The 18,034-nt window shown below is 60.3% G+C and carries 17 protein-coding genes and 1 pseudogene; all 18 read left to right on the top strand.

Annotated features, from left to right (window positions below):
• The first annotated feature begins 75 nt into the window (after positions 1-75).
• Positions 76-1,935 (top strand): phospholipase effector Tle1 domain-containing protein, encoded by a 1,860-nt coding sequence (locus ABQX22_RS10010; RefSeq protein WP_349798979.1) that lies wholly within the window; start codon positions 76-78, stop codon positions 1,933-1,935.
• Positions 1,928-2,602, top strand: a complete 675-nt coding sequence (locus tag ABQX22_RS10005; RefSeq protein WP_349798978.1) for a DUF2931 family protein — start codon at positions 1,928-1,930, stop codon at positions 2,600-2,602. The genes ABQX22_RS10010 and ABQX22_RS10005 overlap by 8 nt, the downstream gene beginning before the upstream one ends.
• A gap of 7 nt (positions 2,603-2,609) precedes the next feature.
• Entirely contained in the window at positions 2,610-3,284 is a 675-nt protein-coding gene (locus ABQX22_RS10000) for a DUF2931 family protein (RefSeq protein WP_349798976.1), read from the top strand.
• 101 nt (positions 3,285-3,385) lie between these two features.
• On the top strand, positions 3,386-4,789 hold the full coding sequence (locus ABQX22_RS09995; protein WP_349798974.1) for a flagellar hook-length control protein FliK: 1,404 nt from the start codon (positions 3,386-3,388) through the stop codon (positions 4,787-4,789).
• Between the two features lie 334 nt (positions 4,790-5,123).
• Entirely contained in the window at positions 5,124-5,636 is a 513-nt protein-coding gene (gene fliL, locus ABQX22_RS09990; RefSeq protein ID WP_349798973.1) for a flagellar basal body-associated protein FliL, read from the top strand.
• Between the two features lie 9 nt (positions 5,637-5,645).
• Entirely contained in the window at positions 5,646-6,614 is a 969-nt protein-coding gene (gene fliM / locus ABQX22_RS09985) for a flagellar motor switch protein FliM (RefSeq protein WP_349798971.1), read from the top strand.
• 269 nt (positions 6,615-6,883) lie between these two features.
• A pseudogene (gene fliN / locus ABQX22_RS09980) lies at positions 6,884-7,138 on the top strand (flagellar motor switch protein FliN); the annotation flags it as partial.
• A complete protein-coding gene (gene fliO, locus ABQX22_RS09975; protein WP_349798970.1) occupies positions 7,139-7,666 on the top strand; it encodes a flagellar biosynthetic protein FliO in 528 nt (175 codons plus the stop codon).
• A gap of 55 nt (positions 7,667-7,721) precedes the next feature.
• A complete protein-coding gene (gene fliP / locus ABQX22_RS09970; RefSeq protein WP_349798969.1) occupies positions 7,722-8,465 on the top strand; it encodes a flagellar type III secretion system pore protein FliP in 744 nt (247 codons plus the stop codon).
• Positions 8,466-8,490: 25 nt separating this feature from the next.
• Positions 8,491-8,760 carry a flagellar biosynthesis protein FliQ gene (gene fliQ, locus ABQX22_RS09965; RefSeq protein WP_349798968.1) on the top strand — a complete coding sequence of 90 codons (270 nt, stop codon included), beginning with the start codon at positions 8,491-8,493 and terminating at the stop codon, positions 8,758-8,760.
• Positions 8,761-8,766: 6 nt separating this feature from the next.
• Positions 8,767-9,552: a flagellar biosynthetic protein FliR gene (gene fliR / locus ABQX22_RS09960; RefSeq protein WP_349798967.1), complete on the top strand. Its 786-nt coding sequence runs from the start codon at positions 8,767-8,769 to the stop codon at positions 9,550-9,552.
• Position 9,553: 1 nt separating this feature from the next.
• A complete protein-coding gene (gene flhB, locus ABQX22_RS09955; protein ID WP_349798966.1) occupies positions 9,554-10,693 on the top strand; it encodes a flagellar biosynthesis protein FlhB in 1,140 nt (379 codons plus the stop codon).
• Positions 10,694-11,475: 782 nt separating this feature from the next.
• The gene (flhA, locus tag ABQX22_RS09950) at positions 11,476-13,605 is read left to right on the top strand and encodes a flagellar biosynthesis protein FlhA (RefSeq protein ID WP_441005262.1); all 2,130 of its coding nucleotides are present in this window, start codon (positions 11,476-11,478) and stop codon (positions 13,603-13,605) included.
• Positions 13,606-13,616: 11 nt separating this feature from the next.
• Positions 13,617-14,972 carry a flagellar biosynthesis protein FlhF gene (flhF, locus tag ABQX22_RS09945; protein WP_349798965.1) on the top strand — a complete coding sequence of 452 codons (1,356 nt, stop codon included), beginning with the start codon at positions 13,617-13,619 and terminating at the stop codon, positions 14,970-14,972.
• A 118-nt stretch (positions 14,973-15,090) separates the two neighbouring features.
• The gene (gene fleN, locus ABQX22_RS09940; RefSeq protein ID WP_349798963.1) at positions 15,091-15,924 is read left to right on the top strand and encodes a flagellar synthesis regulator FleN; all 834 of its coding nucleotides are present in this window, start codon (positions 15,091-15,093) and stop codon (positions 15,922-15,924) included.
• A complete protein-coding gene (gene fliA, locus ABQX22_RS09935) occupies positions 15,921-16,661 on the top strand; it encodes an RNA polymerase sigma factor FliA (protein ID WP_349798962.1) in 741 nt (246 codons plus the stop codon). Before fleN ends, fliA begins: the two co-directional genes overlap by 4 nt.
• Positions 16,662-16,812: 151 nt before the next feature.
• Positions 16,813-17,199, top strand: a complete 387-nt coding sequence (gene cheY / locus ABQX22_RS09930; protein ID WP_349798960.1) for a chemotaxis response regulator CheY — start codon at positions 16,813-16,815, stop codon at positions 17,197-17,199.
• 40 nt (positions 17,200-17,239) lie between these two features.
• The gene (locus tag ABQX22_RS09925; protein WP_349798958.1) at positions 17,240-18,007 is read left to right on the top strand and encodes a protein phosphatase CheZ; all 768 of its coding nucleotides are present in this window, start codon (positions 17,240-17,242) and stop codon (positions 18,005-18,007) included.
• Positions 18,008-18,034: the final 27 nt, after the last annotated feature.

Below are 18,034 nucleotides of genomic sequence, written 5' to 3'. Positions count from 1 at the left end.
AACGGCTTTGCCGCTGGCGTTCGCTACAACGATCAATCGCATGGACGCGCAAGAAAAGCATGGATGGGATAAGCAATGACGCTCGGATATTTCCTTGGACTGGGTGACAAAACCACCTGCGGTGGCGTGGTTCTCGATGGACACGACGGCATCATGTGGGGTGATCTGCTCCATGCTCGCCAAGGCGACAGGGTGACCTGCGGGAAGGACGGCAAGATTTATCACATTGCCGGAGGCGTTTGGCATTACACCAGTGATGGAATACCGGTGGCCGGTACATTGGATAGCTTCAGCACGTGCCCCTGCAAAGCCGAACTGGTCCCGTCCTATTTCAATGCCACTTACACCCATGACGACGGCCCTGCACCACAAGCCAGCCCGAAGACTTCGGCCGCCGCGCCGCGCTCTGTTTTAGCTGCGCCATCACCCCCTGCAACCGCCCATGCCCGGTCGCCTGCGGAGGATTTGGCCGAGATCGAAGAAGAGGAAGAAGAAGTCGAGCAGGAGCAACTGATCACCGTGCGTATCGGCATGTTCTTCGACGGCACCGGCAACAACCGGGACAACACTGAAAAGGTCCAGGACTGCTTTGCCCGCGACGTGAATCTGGGGGAGTCGGCTCAAGCCATTCGCCAGTTCTGCTTGAACAATGGTTATGACGGCAACGGCGGTGCGCCTGAAGACAGTCATGGGAATGACAGCAGTAATGTGGCCAAGCTGTTTGAGCTTTATACAGATGACCGTCAAAGAAAATTATCCAAGGATGAGGATGAGGCATCACTGCCCGTCTACGTTGAGGGCATCGGTACCAGCAGCACCGCGGCCGACTCTAAATATTCCGGAAGCACTGGGCTTGGCGCACAAGGGGTCAGAACCCGAGTAGAAGAAAGTCCGGCTCGGCTTCTTGAAAGCTTACGGATCTTTCGGGGGAACAATCCCGACAAGCGCATCAAACGCGTCGAGTTCGACATTTTCGGATTCAGCCGGGGCGCAGCAGCGGCAAGGGATTTTGCCAATGAGGTACTAAAAGGTGAACGCAGTATTCTGGGCAAAGCCCTGCCTGCCGGATCGCCCGTTCTTGCGGACAACTTCTCCTGGAAGCCGCAAACAGACTTCTGCATCAACTACATCGGCATCTTCGACACGGTCGCGGCAATTGCCGGCTGGATGCACGGCGACTTCAGCGGCAATAACGGCAACAACCCCGGCATCAATATTCGCTTGTCACCTGGCGCCGCGAAAAAGATCGTCCACCTGGTTGCCAAAGACGAACGCCGCTACAACTTCTCGCTGAACAAAGCAGGTGCTGCCGACATCGTGTTGCCGGGTGTGCATTCGGACTTGGGCGGCGGCTACCGGCCTGACATGGTCGAGCGTGTGCTGCTCAGTAAACCCAGCTACAACGAAGTGCTGCACCCGGCGCCAAAGACCAGCAGCACCAGTTACACAGTCGCCAAGGCGCAATTGGAAAAACTCCGGGCGCGCTATTCCCGTTACGACCTGCCGCTGGAAATAAGCCTGTGGGACGAAGACATCGTTTCAAACGTCAGGGGTGACCGCTCCCGCGCCACACGGGTGCATGCCGCTGTCAGTGTTCAGCGCGAAGTGCGTAACGACTTGTCTTTGGTCTACCTGCGCATCATGCGCGAACTGGCGGTGCAGCACGGCGTGCCTTTTGATGCTATCGACGAAAGCGACACGAGACTGGCACTGCCGGCAGAGCTTGAGCCCATCGCCCAGAAGCTCATGGCTTACGCCCAAGGTAAAGCCAGTACCTACGGCCTGAGCGAGGCAGAAGAGCGTCTGCTTTATAAGCGCTACGTCCACCTTTCTTCGCACTGGAACCCGGTCACTCACCGCAACGCACAAAGGGATCTGGTGTTCATCAACCGCCCCGGCGACAACGACCTGCGCACAGAACATCCCAATGAATAAGCTTCTGTCGGTCATCCTCTGCGCATTGATACTCAGCGGCTGTGCCTCCGGGAACCGAAGCTCGTTGCCCTATGAAGCTTGGCACCTCAGTTTTTTTGCCCCTGATTACATGGAGGTCTGGATCGAGACCGCCGATGCCTATGGCATAAACGGAATGGTCCGCATCCAGGCAGGTAGCGGGATTCCCGCTATAGGCTATCCACGAGCCTTCAGCAAAGGTATCCCGGAAGTATTTAGAGGCGATCCGAAAGGGTGGGATGAAAGTCCGAGTCGGGGCAAAGGCAAATACGTCAAGGGCGCCGACCTGCCCAAGCAGATATACGTCCGCTGGCAATCCCTGGTCGAACCGCAGACCTATCACACGCGCATCGATATCCCGGAATCGACCCGGGAAGTCATGCGCAAGGGAGAAAGAGCGTTTTGTCGTGCTGACGGAAAATGGATCACCGACTACCGCAAAGCTATCGTCATCGGCCTGGCACCAGGTGGTATTGCCAAGGCATGGGTGACGGGCCCCTGCTTGTCGCCCATTGAGGTGACGAGGGTGCACGCCAAGGTCGATCCGACTGGGCCTTATGATGGAAAATCGGGCGGCAAGCATCGGCCGTTGTCTCCTACCTCAAAGGCTTACGTTGAGAAATTCGGCGTTCCCTATGGCTCGTGGTGATAGCTGAATGAATAAGCCTCTATCGCTAGTCTTAATAGCGCTGATACTCAGCGGCTGTACCACCGGCAACCGGAGCTCATTGCCCTATGACGCGTGGCGCTTGGGTTTTTTTGCACCGGATTACATGGAGGTCTGGATTGAGACCGCCGACGCGTATGGCATCAACGGAACGGTCCGTGTCCAGGCAGGTAGCGGGACAGCGTCAATAGGTTACCCACGGGCCCTCAGCAAAGGTATCCCAGAGGTATTTAGAGGAGATCCAAAAGGGTGGCCGGATCGTGTTGGGTGGGGGGCAGGCAAATACGTCAAGGGCGCCGACCTGCCTAAGCAGATATACGTCCGCTGGCAATCGCTGGTCGAACCGCAGACCTATCACACGCGCATCGACATCCCGGAAGCGATCCGAGAAGTCATGCGCACGGGAGAAAGAGCGTTCTGTCGGTTTACCGGAAAAACAGAAGTTCAGTACCGCAAAGCCATCGTCATCGGCCTGGCACCCGGAGGCATCGCTAAGGTCTGGGTGACAGGCCCGTGCCTGGATCCCATCGAGGTGACGAGGGTGCAAGCCAAGGTCGATCCAACCGGGCCAAATGACGGCGAGTCAAATGGCCAATACGATCCACCCTCAGCGGAATCGAGGGCGTACATCGAGAAATTCGGCGTCCCTTATGGCTCGTGGTAAATGTTCCGCCGGGCAAACTACATCGGGTTAAATCAGCGAATTTCCAAAGTGGCCCGGCAATTGCTATGTATCAACGTAATCGTGCTTTTGCGGAGATCATCATGGCCCTTGCCACCAATCCATTGCTTCAGGCTCTGACGGCTGCCAAAGCCCAGAAAGCCAGTGCCGTTAACGCGGCAAAGGCCCCAGACCCCTTGAAGCACAAAGCGTCCAGCTTTTCGGACGTCTACGCCAAACAGGCCAGCGCCAAGCCTGCGGCCTTTGATAACAGCCCGTCGAAGCCGGCAGCCGCCAAATCTTCGGCAGCCGACAACAAGCCTGCCGCCAGCGAAACGTCTGCCGCCCCTGACAAGGCCGTTGCCGGAAGCGGCAATGCATTGCCTGACAAGGCGGTGGGCGGTGCTGCCGACAAATCCACTGCCGATGGCGACGCCGACAAGCAGGACGATGCCGAGGACGCGACGGATCCGGCGCTGGCCCAGGCAGACCCAACCCTCGACCCGACGCTGCCCCCTGTGGCCGTTCAGGCCGTTGCCGATCCAGCAGCAGTGACTGATCCCGCAGCGCAGACGCCACCGGTAGATCCCTCGTTGCTGGTGGCCGGCATGCCTCAGGCAGTGCCCGCGCCGCTGGTGGAAGCGACGACCGATGATCCGGGTTTCGATCCGGACGCCGACCCACTGGAAGGCCTGACGGCGGTTCAGGTGGCGCTGCAAAACAAGGCTGAACAAAGCGCCCAGAATGGCAAAGCCGCTGCTGATGCCAGCAAGACCGGCAAAACCGATGACGCGAACACCGATGCAACGCAGGCGCTTGCCGGGAATCTGGCGGCGCTGGGCGACCAGCCTGTGGACAAGGACGGCACGCAAAGCGGCGATGACAAGGGCTTTGCCGGTTTGATCGCCGATGGCCTCAAGGACGTGAAAGCGGCGGCCGGTGACACGCGCATGGACAACTTCGCGGACCGACTGGCGGCGCTGTCGCAAGCGGCCCAGGCCAAAACCAGTGCGGCGCCGTCTGCCGCCTTGCTCAACCAGCCACTGCCGATGAACCAGAGCGGCTGGACCGAAGGCGTCGTCAACCGCGTGATGTACCTGTCGAGCATGAACCTCAAGCAGGCCGATATTCAGCTGGAGCCGGCGGAATTGGGGCGTCTGGACATCCGCGTCAATATGGCGGCGGACCAGCAGACCCAGGTCACGTTCATGAGCGCCCACGTTGGCGTGCGTGAAGCACTGGAAAGCCAGATGTCCCGCCTGCGCGACTCGTTCACGCAACAGGGCATGGGCCAGGTGGACGTCAACGTATCCGACCAGTCCCGCGGCTGGCAGCAACAGGCTCAGCAGCAGTCTGACGACAATTCCCGTGGCAACGGCAGCCGTGGCACCGGTCGCGCAGGGGGTGTGGACAGCATTGCCGACGGCGCACCGGCCGATGCCGCCGCCATCGCCGCCAGTCAGCCGTTGAGCGTGGTGGGTTCAAGCGCTGTGGATTATTACGCCTGACTTCGTCAGGGAGCTGAAAGCTATAAGCTTCAAGCCGCAAGCTCAGGAGCCGTTCGCGATGGACTTGGAGGAGTGAGCTTGCTCGCGATGAGGTGTGTCGGGCCTAGTGGATTTGGCTGACAGAATGCAATCGCGAGCAAGCTCACTCCTACATTGATTTTCCGGCCGGACCAATACAGGCGGCGAGTCGCGCAAGGGACCATGGAACCCTACGCAACCCGCCGCTTTTCTCTTTCAGCTTGAAGCTTAAAGCTCACAGCTGCTTTTATGGCACAACCCTTGCTCTCCCTCTGTCACGCATCAGCGAACCCTTGAATTGTGACGGATTATTGGCATGGCGAAGAGTGACGACGCAGCAGCAGTGGCAGGCCCCGCAAAAAAAGGCAAGCTCAAGCTTATTCTTATGGTGGTCGTGGCATTGCTGTTGGCGATCGGTCTGTCCGTTGGCGCGACCTGGTTCTTCATGCACAAAGCGCAAAGCAAGCCCGACGAGGCTGCAGTGGCGGCGGCTGCGGCCAACACCAAGAAAGAAGCGATCTTCGAGCCCCTGACCCCCCCCTTTGTTGTGAACTACAACGTCAACGGCCGTCAGCGCTACATGCAGGTCAGCATTACCATGCTGGCCCGCGACAAAGCTGACCTCGAAGCACTCAAGGTTCACATGCCGGTCATCCGCAATAATCTGGTGATGATGTTCTCCGGCCAACCCTTCGATACCATTGCGACGTCGGTCGGCATGGAAATGCTGCGCCAGAAGGCGACAGCCAGCGTGCAGGAAGTGGCGCAGAAAGAACTCGGCAAGACCGTGATCGATCAGCTGCTTTTCACTAACTTCGTATTGCAGTAGGACCACGACATGGCCGTGCAAGACCTGCTGTCCCAGGATGAGATCGACGCGCTGTTGCATGGCGTGGACGATGGTCTGGTGCAGACCGAAAGTATCGCGGAACCGGGCAGCGTCAAAAGTTATGACCTGACCAGCCAGGACCGGATCGTGCGGGGACGCATGCCGACCCTGGAAATGATCAACGAGCGTTTCGCCCGCTACACCCGCATCAGCATGTTCAACCTGCTGCGCCGTTCGGCGGATGTGGCGGTGGGCGGCGTGCAGGTGATGAAGTTCGGCGAGTACGTGCATTCGCTGTACGTGCCCACCAGTCTGAACCTGGTCAAGATCAAGCCGTTGCGCGGCACCGCACTGTTCATCCTCGACGCCAAGCTGGTGTTCAAGCTGGTGGACAACTTTTTTGGCGGCGATGGCCGTCACGCCAAGATCGAGGGTCGTGAATTCACGCCGACCGAGTTGCGGGTGGTGCGCATCGTCCTCGATCAGGCCTTCATCGATCTGAAGGAAGCCTGGCAGGCGATCATGGAAGTCAACTTCGAGTACATCAACTCCGAAGTGAACCCGGCCATGGCCAACATCGTCGGCCCCAGCGAAGCCATTGTCGTGTCCACGTTCCACATCGAACTCGATGGCGGCGGCGGGGACCTGCACGTGACCATGCCGTATTCGATGATCGAGCCGGTGCGGGAAATGCTCGACGCCGGTTTCCAGTCCGACATCGACGATCAGGACGAACGCTGGGTCAACGCCCTCAAGCAGGACGTGCTGGATGTGTCGGTGCCGCTCAACGCCACCGTGGCCCGTCGTCAGCTCAAGCTGCGCGACATCCTGCACATGCAGCCGGGCGACGTGATCCCGATGGAATTGCCCGAAGACATGATCATGCGCGCCAATGGCGTGCCAACCTTCAAGGTCAAGCTGGGTTCGCACAAGGGCAATCTCGCCCTGCAAGTGATCGAACCCATAGAGCGCCGCTGAGCATCACCGTCAGCGTCAGAATGTAGCGTGTAAATGAATCAATGTTCACCGAGGACACCATGGCTGATGATAAAGATATGACTTCCGCAGAAGACCAGGCCCTGGCCGATGAGTGGGCCGCTGCATTGGGTGAATCCGGTGATGGCGGTCAGGATGACATCGACGCCTTGCTGGCCGCCGATGCCGGGCATTCGTCCTCCAGCCGTCTGCAGATGGAAGAGTTTGGCGGCATGCCCAAGCACAACGGCCCGGTGACGCTGGACGGTCCGAACCTGGACGTGATCCTGGACATTCCCGTGTCGATTTCCATGGAAGTGGGCAGCACCGACATCAACATCCGCAACCTGCTTCAGCTCAACCAGGGCTCGGTGATCGAACTCGATCGCCTGGCCGGTGAGCCGCTCGACGTGCTGGTCAACGGCACCTTGATCGCTCACGGTGAAGTGGTGGTGGTCAACGAAAAGTTCGGCATCCGCCTGACCGACGTGATCAGTCCGAGCGAACGCATCAAGAAGCTGCGTTAAGTGAAGGGTTTCAAGAACGCCGTGTGGGCCTTGCCGCTCTGGGCGCTGTCGTTCGCCGCGCTGGCGGCGGAACCGGCGACGGCCCCGGCGGCCGCTGCCCCACCCGTTGCGCCCGCGACGCCGGCACTGACCGCCGCCAGCAGTGCGATGAGCACCGGCATCGGCGGTCAACTGGTGCAACTGATGCTGGGCCTGCTGTTGGTGGTCGGCCTGATTTTCGTGCTTGCCTGGCTGATGCGCCGGGTACAGCGCGCCGGGCCTGCGGGCAATCAGGTCATCGAACTGCTGGGTTCCCGCGCCTTGGGTCCCCGGGATCGGCTGGTGCTGGTGCAGGTCGGCAATGAACAGATTCTGCTGGGCGTGACGCCCGGTCGCATCACCCCGCTGCATGTGATGAACGAGCCGGTGCACGTGCCTGAATCGCAATCCGCCACGCCCGAGTTCGCGCGGCGCCTGATGGACGCGCTGGGCAACAAAGGCACGGGCGGCAAGGGCGTGAGCAACAAGGGCACGGACAACAGGTTGTGATTAGCCCGCTGTGGTTAATTTGCTTTGATCAAAGGGTTCAGAAGGAAGAGAGCTGATGCGCATTGTTTTGACGCTGCTGCTGGTGTTGGCAGCGCCGCTGGCGTTTGGCGCCGACCCGTTGTCGATTCCCGCGATTACCCTGGGCACGGGCGCCAACGGTCAGCAGGAGTATTCGGTCAGCCTGCAAATCCTGCTGATCATGACCGCGTTGAGCTTTATCCCGGCGTTCGTGATGCTGATGACCAGCTTCACGCGGATCATCATCGTGTTTTCGATCCTGCGTCAGGCCCTGGGCCTGCAGCAGACGCCGTCCAACCAGATCCTCACCGGCATGGCCCTGTTTCTGACCATGTTCATCATGGCGCCGGTGTTCGATCGGGTGAACGTGGACGCGTTGCAGCCGTACCTGGCCGAGAAGCTCAGCGCCCAGGATGCGGTGGCCAAGGCCGAAGTGCCGATCAAGGATTTCATGCTCGCCCAGACACGCTCCAGCGATCTTGAGCTGTTCATGCGCCTGTCCAAGCGCACCGACATCGCGACCCCGGATCAGGCGCCGCTGACGATTTTGGTCCCGGCGTTTGTCACCTCCGAACTCAAGACCGCTTTCCAGATCGGCTTCATGATCTTCATTCCCTTCCTGATCATCGACCTGGTCGTGGCCAGCGTGCTGATGGCCATGGGCATGATGATGCTGTCGCCGCTGATCATTTCGTTGCCGTTCAAAATCATGCTGTTCGTGCTGGTGGATGGCTGGGCGCTGATTATCGGAACGCTGGCCGGCAGTTTCGGTGGCGTATGAACCCGTTTGACGAGGAGCACCTGGCATGACCCCGGAAGTAGCAGTTGACCTGTTCCGTGAGGCGTTATGGCTGACTACCACCATGGTGGCGATTCTGGTGGTGCCCAGTCTGATCGTCGGCCTGCTGGTGTCGATGTTTCAGGCCGCGACCCAGATCAACGAACAGACCCTGGGCTTTCTCCCCCGTCTGCTGGTGATGCTGATCACGCTGATCGTGGTGATGCCGTGGTTGATCCAGACGTTCATGGAGTACATCACCACTCTGTACACCAGCATTCCGCAAGTGATTGGCTGACCGGCGATGGATCCCGTGCTGGCGCTCACCGACACCCAGATCAGTACCTGGGTGGCCACGTTCATGCTGCCGATGTTCCGCATCGCCGCATTGCTGATGACCATGCCCATCATCGGCGGGACCCTGGTGCCGACGCGGGTTCGCCTGTACCTGGCGCTGGCGATGACTGTGGTGGTGGCGCCCACCTTGCCGCCGATGCCCGAAGTGCATGCCCTGGACCTCAGCGGGCTGATCCTGATCGCCCAGCAAATCATCATCGGCGCGGCCCTGGGCCTGTCGCTGCAGTTATTTTTTCAGTCGTTCGTGATTGCCGGGCAGATCGTCGGGATCCAGATGGGCATGGGTTTCGCGTCCATGGTCGACCCGGTCAACGGTGTGTCGGTGGCGGTGGTCGGGCAGTTCTTCACTATGTTGGTGACGTTGCTGTTTCTGGCCATGAACGGGCACCTGGTGGTGTTTGAAACCCTGATCGAAAGCTTCACCACCCTGCCGGTGGGCGAGGGGCTGCTGACCGCCAACATCTGGGACCTGGTGCTGCGGCTGGGCTGGGTCCTGGGCGCAGCGCTGGTGCTGGTGTTGCCGGCGATCACGGCGCTGCTGGTGGTCAACATCGCCATGGGCGTGATGACCCGGGCGGCGCCGCAGTTGAACATCTTCTCGATTGGTTTTCCGGTGACACTGGTGCTGGGGATGGGGATTTTGTGGGTCACCCTCGGCGACATTCTCAATCAGTACCAGCCGCTGGCGGTCGACGCCTTGCAGTTGCTACGCGACATGGTCAGGGCGCGCTGATATGGCCGAAAACGAGAACGGTCAGGACAAGACAGAAGACCCCACGGACAAACGCAAGAAGGACTCCAGGGAGAAGGGCGAGATCGCCCGCTCCAAGGAGCTCAACACCGTCGCGATCATGATCGTCGGTGCCGGCGGTCTGCTGGCGTTCGGCGGCGCCCTGGCCGAGATGATGATGCAGCTGATGCGCGACAACTTCACCATCACCCGCGAAGCGCTCATGGACGAAGGCTCCATGAGCCGGATGCTGATGGTCTCCGGCAAGGCGGCGTTGCTGGCCATGCAGCCGCTGTTGTTGTCACTGATGCTGGCGTCGATCATCGGCCCGATTTCCCTGGGCGGCTGGCTGTTCGCCGCGGGCTCCATGGCCCCGAAATTCAGCCGCATGAACCCGGCTGCGGGCCTCAAGCGGATGTTTTCCCCCAAGGCGTTGATCGAACTGGTGAAGTCGTTCGCCAAGTTTCTGATTGTGCTGGCGGTGGCGATTGTCGTGCTGGCCAAGGACAAGGATGACCTGGTCGCCATCGCCCACGAACCCATCGAAATGGCGGTGATCCACAGCCTGCAGCTGGTGGGCTGGAGCACCCTGTGGATGGCGTTCGGGCTGATCATCATCGCGGCGGTGGATGTGCCGGTGCAGCTGTGGGAAGCGCACAAGAAACTGCTGATGACCAAGCAGGAAGTGCGCGACGAGCACAAGGACAGTGAAGGGCGCCCCGAGGTCAAGCAGCGGATTCGCCAGTTGCAGCGCGATATGTCGCAGCGACGCATGATGTCGGCCATTCCCGAGGCGGACGTGATCATCACCAACCCGACCCACTACGCCGTGGCGCTCAAATACGACGCGGAGAAGGGCGGGGCGCCGATCCTGCTGGCCAAGGGCAGCGACTTCGTTGCCCTGAAGATCCGCGAAATCGGCGGGCAGCACGGCATCCTGCTGCTGGAGTCCCCGGCGCTGGCGCGTTCGATCTACTACAGCACCGAGCTGGATCAGGAAATCCCGGCCGGGCTGTACCTGGCGGTGGCGCAGGTGCTGGCGTACGTCTACCAGATCCGCCAATACCACGCCGGCCGCGGCAAACGCCCCAACCCCCTGGGCGACACCCTGCCCATTCCGCCCGATTTGCGGCGTGATGAGTGATCGCGATGGTCGCCGATCGCCTGAAGAACTGTGTGGGAGGGCGCTTGCTCGCGATGATCATCCCGACGCCGCAGATGTGTCGGACGTACTACCGCCATCGCGAGCAAGCTCCCTTCCACCATTAAATGACTGTCGCACAGGCTGTAGGAGCGAATTCATTCGCGAATCGGTGTTATGGGCGTCGGCTCTTGGTCGCTCCCGCGCTCCGCGTGGTAGCGCCTCGAATGACGCTCCGCGTCAAGGGGCGCGGAGCGTCCGGGGCTGCATTCCCACGCGGAGCGTCCGGAACGATCAGTGTCAGGCCGGACCTCTGATGATCGCTCCCGCGCTCTGCGTGGTAGCGCTTTGAATGACGTTCCGCGTCAAGGGACGCGGAGCGTCCGTGGCTGCATTCCCACGCGGAGCGTGAGGAACGATCAGTGTCAGGCCGGACCTCTGATGATCGCTTCCACGCTCTGCGTGGTAGCGCTTCGAATGACGTTCCGCGTCAAGGGGCGCGGAGCGTACGGGGCTGCATTCCCACGCAGAGCGTGAGGAACGATCAACGTTTCGCGAATGAATTCGCTCCTACAGGGATGCTTCCCCGGCTGGGCCGTCTGTGGGAGGGAGGATTCGCGCCTGCAGGTAGGCATCATGCTGGGCTGCATTGCCTCCGCTCCATTTTCTGAATACTGGCATTCTGATATTTTTTTCGGCGCGCCAGAAGTTGGACCCCTTCTTGCAATATCCGCGTTAGGTCGCCCTACGGCGTCAAAAGTTTGATTTAGCGCGCAGGTAACGAATTGGATCGCTCTCAATTACTCAGCAGTGCCCGCAGCAACCTGTCCGGTTTAGGTCGCGGGCAATTGGGTGTGCCGTTGCTGTTGCTGGTCATGCTGGCAATGATGATGTTGCCGATGCCGCCGTTTCTGCTGGACGTGTTCTTCACGTTCAACATTGCGCTGTCCATCGTGGTGTTGCTGGTCTGTGTGTACGCGTTGCGCCCGCTGGATTTCTCGGTGTTCCCGACCATCCTGCTGGTGGCGACCCTGTTGCGTCTGGCGCTGAACGTGGCGTCGACCCGCGTGGTGATGCTTCACGGCCAGGACGGTCACGCCGCCGCTGGTAAGGTGATCCAGGCCTTCGGTGAGGTGGTGATCGGCGGTAACTACGTGGTCGGTATCGTAGTGTTTGCGATCCTGATGATCATCAACTTCGTGGTGGTGACCAAAGGTGCCGGCCGGATCTCCGAGGTGAGCGCGCGGTTCACCCTCGACGCGATGCCCGGCAAGCAGATGGCCATCGACGCCGACCTCAACGCCGGTCTGATTGATCAACCGCAAGCCAAGGCCCGTCGCCTTGAAGTCGCCCAGGAAGCCGAGTTCTACGGTTCCATGGACGGCGCCAGCAAATTCGTGCGCGGTGACGCCATCGCCGGTTTGCTGATCCTCTTTATCAACCTGATCGGCGGCATGCTGGTCGGTATCTTCCAGCACAACATGACTTTTGCCGACGCCGGCAAGGTCTACGCGCTGCTGACCATCGGTGACGGTTTGGTGGCGCAGTTGCCGTCCCTGCTGTTGTCCACCGCTGCCGCCATCATGGTGACCCGTGCGTCGGGTTCCGAAGACATGGGCAAGCTGATCAATCGCCAGATGTTCAGCACGCCCAAGGCGCTGGCAGTGTCGGCGGGCATCATGATCGTCATGGGCCTGGTGCCCGGCATGCCGCACTTCTCGTTCATCAGCCTCGGGCTCTTGGCGGCCGGTGGCGCGTACCTGCTCTGGAAAAAACAGGATCAGGTCAAGGTCATGGCGTTGCAGGAGGTCAAGCGTCAACAGGAGCTGCTGCCGTCGCCGACCCGCTCGCAGGAATCCAAGGAGCTGGGCTGGGATGACGTGACCCCCATCGACATGATCGGCCTGGAAGTGGGCTACCGCCTGATTCCGCTGGTGGACCGCAATCAAGGCGGTCAACTGCTGGCGCGGATCAAGGGCGTGCGCAAGAAGCTGTCTCAGGAACTGGGCTTTCTGATGCCCACTGTCCATATTCGCGACAACCTCGACCTGGCGCCCAGCGCCTACCGCCTGACGCTGATGGGCGTGACCCTGGCCGAAGCCGAGATTTACCCGGACCGCGAACTGGCGATCAACCCCGGCCAAGTGTTCGGCAGCCTCAATGGCATCAACGCCAAAGACCCGGCGTTCGGCCTGGAAGCGGTGTGGATCGAAATCAGCCAGCGAGCGCAAGCGCAATCCCTCGGCTATACCGTGGTAGATGCCAGCACGGTGGTTGCCACTCACTTGAACCAGATCTTGTACAAGCACTCCCATGAATTGATCGGGCATGAAGAAGTGCAGCAGTTGATGCAATTGCTGGCCAAGGGCTCGCCCAAGCTGGCTGAAGAGCTGGTTCCGGGCATTCTGTCGCTGTCGGCGCTGCTCAAGGTGTTGCAGGCGTTGCTGGCCGAGCAGGTGCCGGTGCGCGACATCCGCAGCATCGCCGAAGCCATCGCCAACAACGCTGCGCGGAGTCAAGATACCGCCGCGCTGGTGGCGGCCGTACGGGTCGGTTTGTCCCGAGCAATCGTGCAAAGCATTGTGGGCATTGAGCCGGAGCTGCCAGTTATCACGCTGGAGCCAAGGTTGGAACAGATATTGCTCAATAGTCTGCAGAAGGCCGGTCAGGGTCAGGAAGAAGGCGTTTTGCTGGAACCGAGCATGGCGGAAAAGCTGCAGCGTTCGTTGATCGACGCAGCGCAGCGCCAGGAGATGCAGGGCCAGCCGGTTATTTTGTTGGTTGCAGGCCCGGTTCGCGCCATGTTGTCCCGCTTTGGACGCCTGGCTGTACCGAACATGCATGTATTGGCGTATCAGGAAATTCCTGACAACAAGCAAGTCACCATCGTAGCGACTGTCGGGCCGAACGGCTGAGGTAGTGAGTCATGCAAGTTAAGCGTTTTTTCGCCGCCGATATGCGACAAGCCATGAAACTGGTTCGTGATGAATTGGGCGCCGAAGCGGCCATCATCGGGAACCGGCGGATTGCCGGTGGCGTGGAACTGACTGCCGCGCTCGATTACAAACTGTCGGCGCTGGCGCCGCGTGTCCCGAACATCGAACTCGAAGACGAGCTGCGCAAGACCCAGTCGCGCATCGTCTCGGCCCAGGCCGAACTCGGCACCCGTGGCGAACTGGATACCTCGTCGACCAACCGCCAGCTGTTCGCCGGCCTGCCGTTGAGCGACGACGAAAAACACATCGAGCCGACGCTGGATGAACCGTTCCGTCCCTCGGTCCACGCGGCTGTCGCGGCGGACCGTGCAGAGCGTGCAGCGTACGCAGAACCCGCGGGCGGGCAGCGTGCCTTTGAGTCGATGCGCTCCGAATTGAATGGCCTGCGCGAGTTGCTCGAAGTGCAACTCGGCTCTCTAGCCTGGAACCAGCTGCAAGGCAGTCGCCCGGCCCAGGCCAACCTGTGGCGTCGTCTGCAACGCGTCGGCCTGTCGGGCCCGTTGTCCCGCGACCTGCTGGCGATGGTGCCCAACACCGATGACCAACAGCACGCCTGGCGCATGCTGCTGGCGAACCTGGCGCGGATGATCGCGACGCCGGACGAAGAGCCACTGGAAGAGGGCGGTGTGATCGCCATGGTCGGCCCTGCCGGCATGGGCAAAACCACCACGCTGGCCAAGCTGGCGGCCCGGTACGTATTGAAATACGGCGCACAGAACATCGCGCTGGTGAGCATGGACAGTTTCCGGATCGGCGCCCAGGAGCAATTGAAAACCCTGGGCCGGATCCTGAATGTGCCCGTCACCCACGTCGATCCGGGGCAATCCCTGGCTCAGGCGCTGGAACCTTTACTGCGCAAGCGCGTGGTGCTGATCGATACCGCAGGCCTGCAGGCCAGCGATCCAGCCCTGCGTTTGCAACTCGAAAGCCTTGCGGGGCGCGGCATCAAGTCGCGCAACTACCTGGTACTGGCAACCACCAGCCAGAAGCAAGTGCTCTCGGCGGCTTATCACAGCTACAAACGTTGCGGTCTGGCCGGGTGCATCCTGACCAAACTGGATGAAACAGCCAGTCTCGGAGAGGTGTTGAGTTTGGCGATCAGTCATGAATTGCCTGTGGCCTATCTAACCGATGGACCGCGGATCCCGGATGATCTGCATTTGCCGCGTCGGCACCAGTTGGTGAGTCGAGCGGTCAGCGTGCAGATGCAGGAGGAGCCAAGCGAGGAAGCGATGGCGGATATGTTTGCGGATCTTTATCACAGCCCTGGCAAGCGCGTGGGTTAGGTGAAGAATATGACACTGGAATGCACCCACTTCGCTGGTCTGCCAGGCATTGTTCGTACCACGAACGTGCAGCCCGACATGTGGCTTAGGTCTAAGCAAGACAAGGTAAACAATTAACATGGGCAGCATGCATCCCGTACAGGTTATTGCAGTGACCGGTGGCAAAGGTGGCGTAGGCAAGACGAACGTGTCGGTGAACCTTTCACTGGCGCTGGCCGAGCTTGGACGCCGCGTCATGTTGCTGGACGCCGATCTGGGTCTGGCCAACGTCGACGTGCTGCTGGGGCTTACGCCAAAACGCACCCTTGCCGACGTCGTTGAAGGTCGATGCGAGCTGCGCGACGTCCTGCTGCAGGGCCCGGGCGGTATCCGCATCGTGCCGGCGGCGTCCGGCACCCAGAGCATGGTCCACCTGACCCCGGCGCAACACGCAGGGCTGATTCAGGCGTTCAGCGACATCGGCGACAACCTGGACGTGCTGGTGATCGACACCGCTGCCGGGATCGGCGAGTCGGTGGTGAGTTTCGTGCGCGCCGCCCAGGAAGTGCTGCTGGTGGTGTGCGACGAGCCGACCTCGATCACGGACGCCTACGCCCTGATCAAGTTGCTCAACCGCGACTACGGCATGAACCGTTTCCGGGTCCTGGCCAACATGGCACAGAGCCCGCAGGAAGGTCGCAACCTGTTCGCCAAGCTGACCAAGGTCACCGACCGCTTCCTCGACGTCGCCCTGCAGTACGTAGGCGCGGTGCCGTACGACGAATGCGTGCGCAAGGCCGTGCAGAAACAACGCGCGGTGTACGAAGCGTTTCCCCGTTCCAAGTGCTCGCTGGCGTTCAAGGCCATCGCGCAGAAAGTGGACACCTGGCCGCTGCCGGCCAATCCGCGTGGGCATCTCGAATTTTTCGTCGAACGCCTGGTGCATCAGACCAGCGCAGGGCCAGTGTCATGACAGCAAGTGGGTATCGCATGTACAGCAAATCGTCCCGTGATTCCCAGTATGAGCTGATCGAGCGCTATGCGCCCTTGGTCAAGCGGATTGCCTATCACTTGCTGGCGCGTCTGCCAGCCAGCGTGCAGGTCGAAGACTTGATCCAGGCCGGCATGATCGGGCTGCTCGAAGTGTCGACCAAGTACGACTCCACCAAAGGCGCCAGCTTTGAAACCTACGCCGGGATTCGTATCCGTGGCGCGATGCTCGATGAAGTGCGCAAGGGTGACTGGGCGCCTCGCTCGGTGCACCGCAACACGCGCATGGTCAGCGACGCGATTCGTTCAATCGAAGCGAAAACCGGGCGTGACGCTAAAGATCACGAAGTTGCGGCCGAACTCCAATTGAGTCTCGACGATTACTACGGGATTTTGAACGATACCTTGGGCAGCCGGCTGTTCAGTTTCGACGACCTGTTACAGGACGGCGAACATGAAGGGCTGCACGAGGACGGCGCAAGCCAGTCGCTCGAGCCGTCGCGGGATCTGGAAGACGAGCGTTTCCAGAGCGCGTTGGCCGAGGCCATCGCCAATCTGCCAGAGCGTGAACGCCTGGTGTTGGCGCTGTACTACGACGAAGAGCTGAACCTCAAGGAAATCGGTGAGGTCCTGGGTGTCAGCGAATCACGGGTCAGCCAGTTGCACAGCCAGTGCGCCGCGCGTTTGCGAGGGCGTCTGGGAGAATGGCGAGCACGTTGACAGACCCGCAACGCACGTTGCGTGTCGTGTTCTGCCGCATTTATTTGCCAAGCCCGTCGTGGTTTCGTGCAGCCCGGTCAGCGAGCTGTGCCGGTATTGATTGAACGCGCGTCCAGGTGCTGGACGCGTTAAAGACTGCTTGGAGGTCGAATTGGACAAGAACATGAAAATCCTCATCGTTGATGACTTCTCAACGATGCGGCGGATCATAAAAAACCTGTTGCGTGACCTTGGGTTCACCAACACGGCCGAAGCAGATGACGGCATCACCGCCTTGCCGATGTTGCAAAGCGGCTCGTTTGATTTTCTGGTGACCGACTGGAACATGCCGGGCATGTCCGGCATCGACCTGCTGCGTCAGGTGCGTGCCGACGAGCGCCTGCGCAGTCTGCCGGTGTTGATGGTCACCGCTGAAGCCAAGCGTGAGCAGATCATCGAAGCCGCACAGGCCGGTGTCAACGGGTACGTCGTCAAGCCTTTCACAGCGCAAGTACTGAAAGAAAAAATCGAGAAGATATTCGAGCGCGTCAATAGCTGATGTTCGCTGCGAGGGCGCTATGGATTCCAAAGATTCGACAATGGGTGACTTTGAGTCAACCCTGAAGAAACACGCACAGCAGCTGGTCGAAAGCCTTGAAAAAGGCAAGTTCGGCGACGCCGTGCAACTGATCCATGAGCTGAACCAGACCCGGGATCGCGGCCTGTATCAGGAAGTCGGCAAGCTGACGCGTGAGCTGCACAGCGCCATCGTCAACTTCCAGATCGACCCGAGCATGCCCCAGGCCGAAGAGGTCTCTCAGATCACCGACGCGACAGAGCGCTTGTCGTACGTGGTCCGGCTGACCGAGAACGCAGCCAATCGGACCATGGATCTGGTGGAGCAAAGCACCCCGTTGATGAACGGGCTCACCACCGACGCCCAGGCCTTGAGCGCCGACTGGGGCCGCTTCATGCGGCGCGAGATCAGTGCCGAAGAGTTTCGCGACCTGGCCCGCCGTGTCGACACGTTCCTGACCCGCAGCGAGCAGGAGACCCACGAAGTGGCGGGCCACCTGAACAACATTCTGCTGGCCCAGGATTACCAGGACCTCACCGGTCAGGTGATCAAGCGCGTGACGCAGTTGGTGACCGAAGTCGAGAGCAACCTGCTCAAGCTGGTACTCATGGCCAGCCAGGTCGACCGCTTCGCGGGCATCGAACACGACCAGGAAGTCTTCCGTCAGCAAAAAGAACAGGAAAAACTTCACTCCAAGGGTGAAGGTCCGCAGATTCATGCCGATAAACGTGAAGACGTCGTATCCGGTCAGGATGATGTAGACGATCTGCTATCCAGCCTGGGTTTCTAGGTTCTGAGTCAACAGCGGTGGTGAGCC

It is taken from the genome of Xanthomonas sp. WHRI 1810A (assembly GCF_040202885.1).
Taxonomy (GTDB): domain Bacteria; phylum Pseudomonadota; class Gammaproteobacteria; order Pseudomonadales; family Pseudomonadaceae; genus Aquipseudomonas.
The sequence above is the reverse complement of the archived record's forward strand: the minus strand, read 5'-3'. Positions and strand labels throughout refer to the sequence as shown.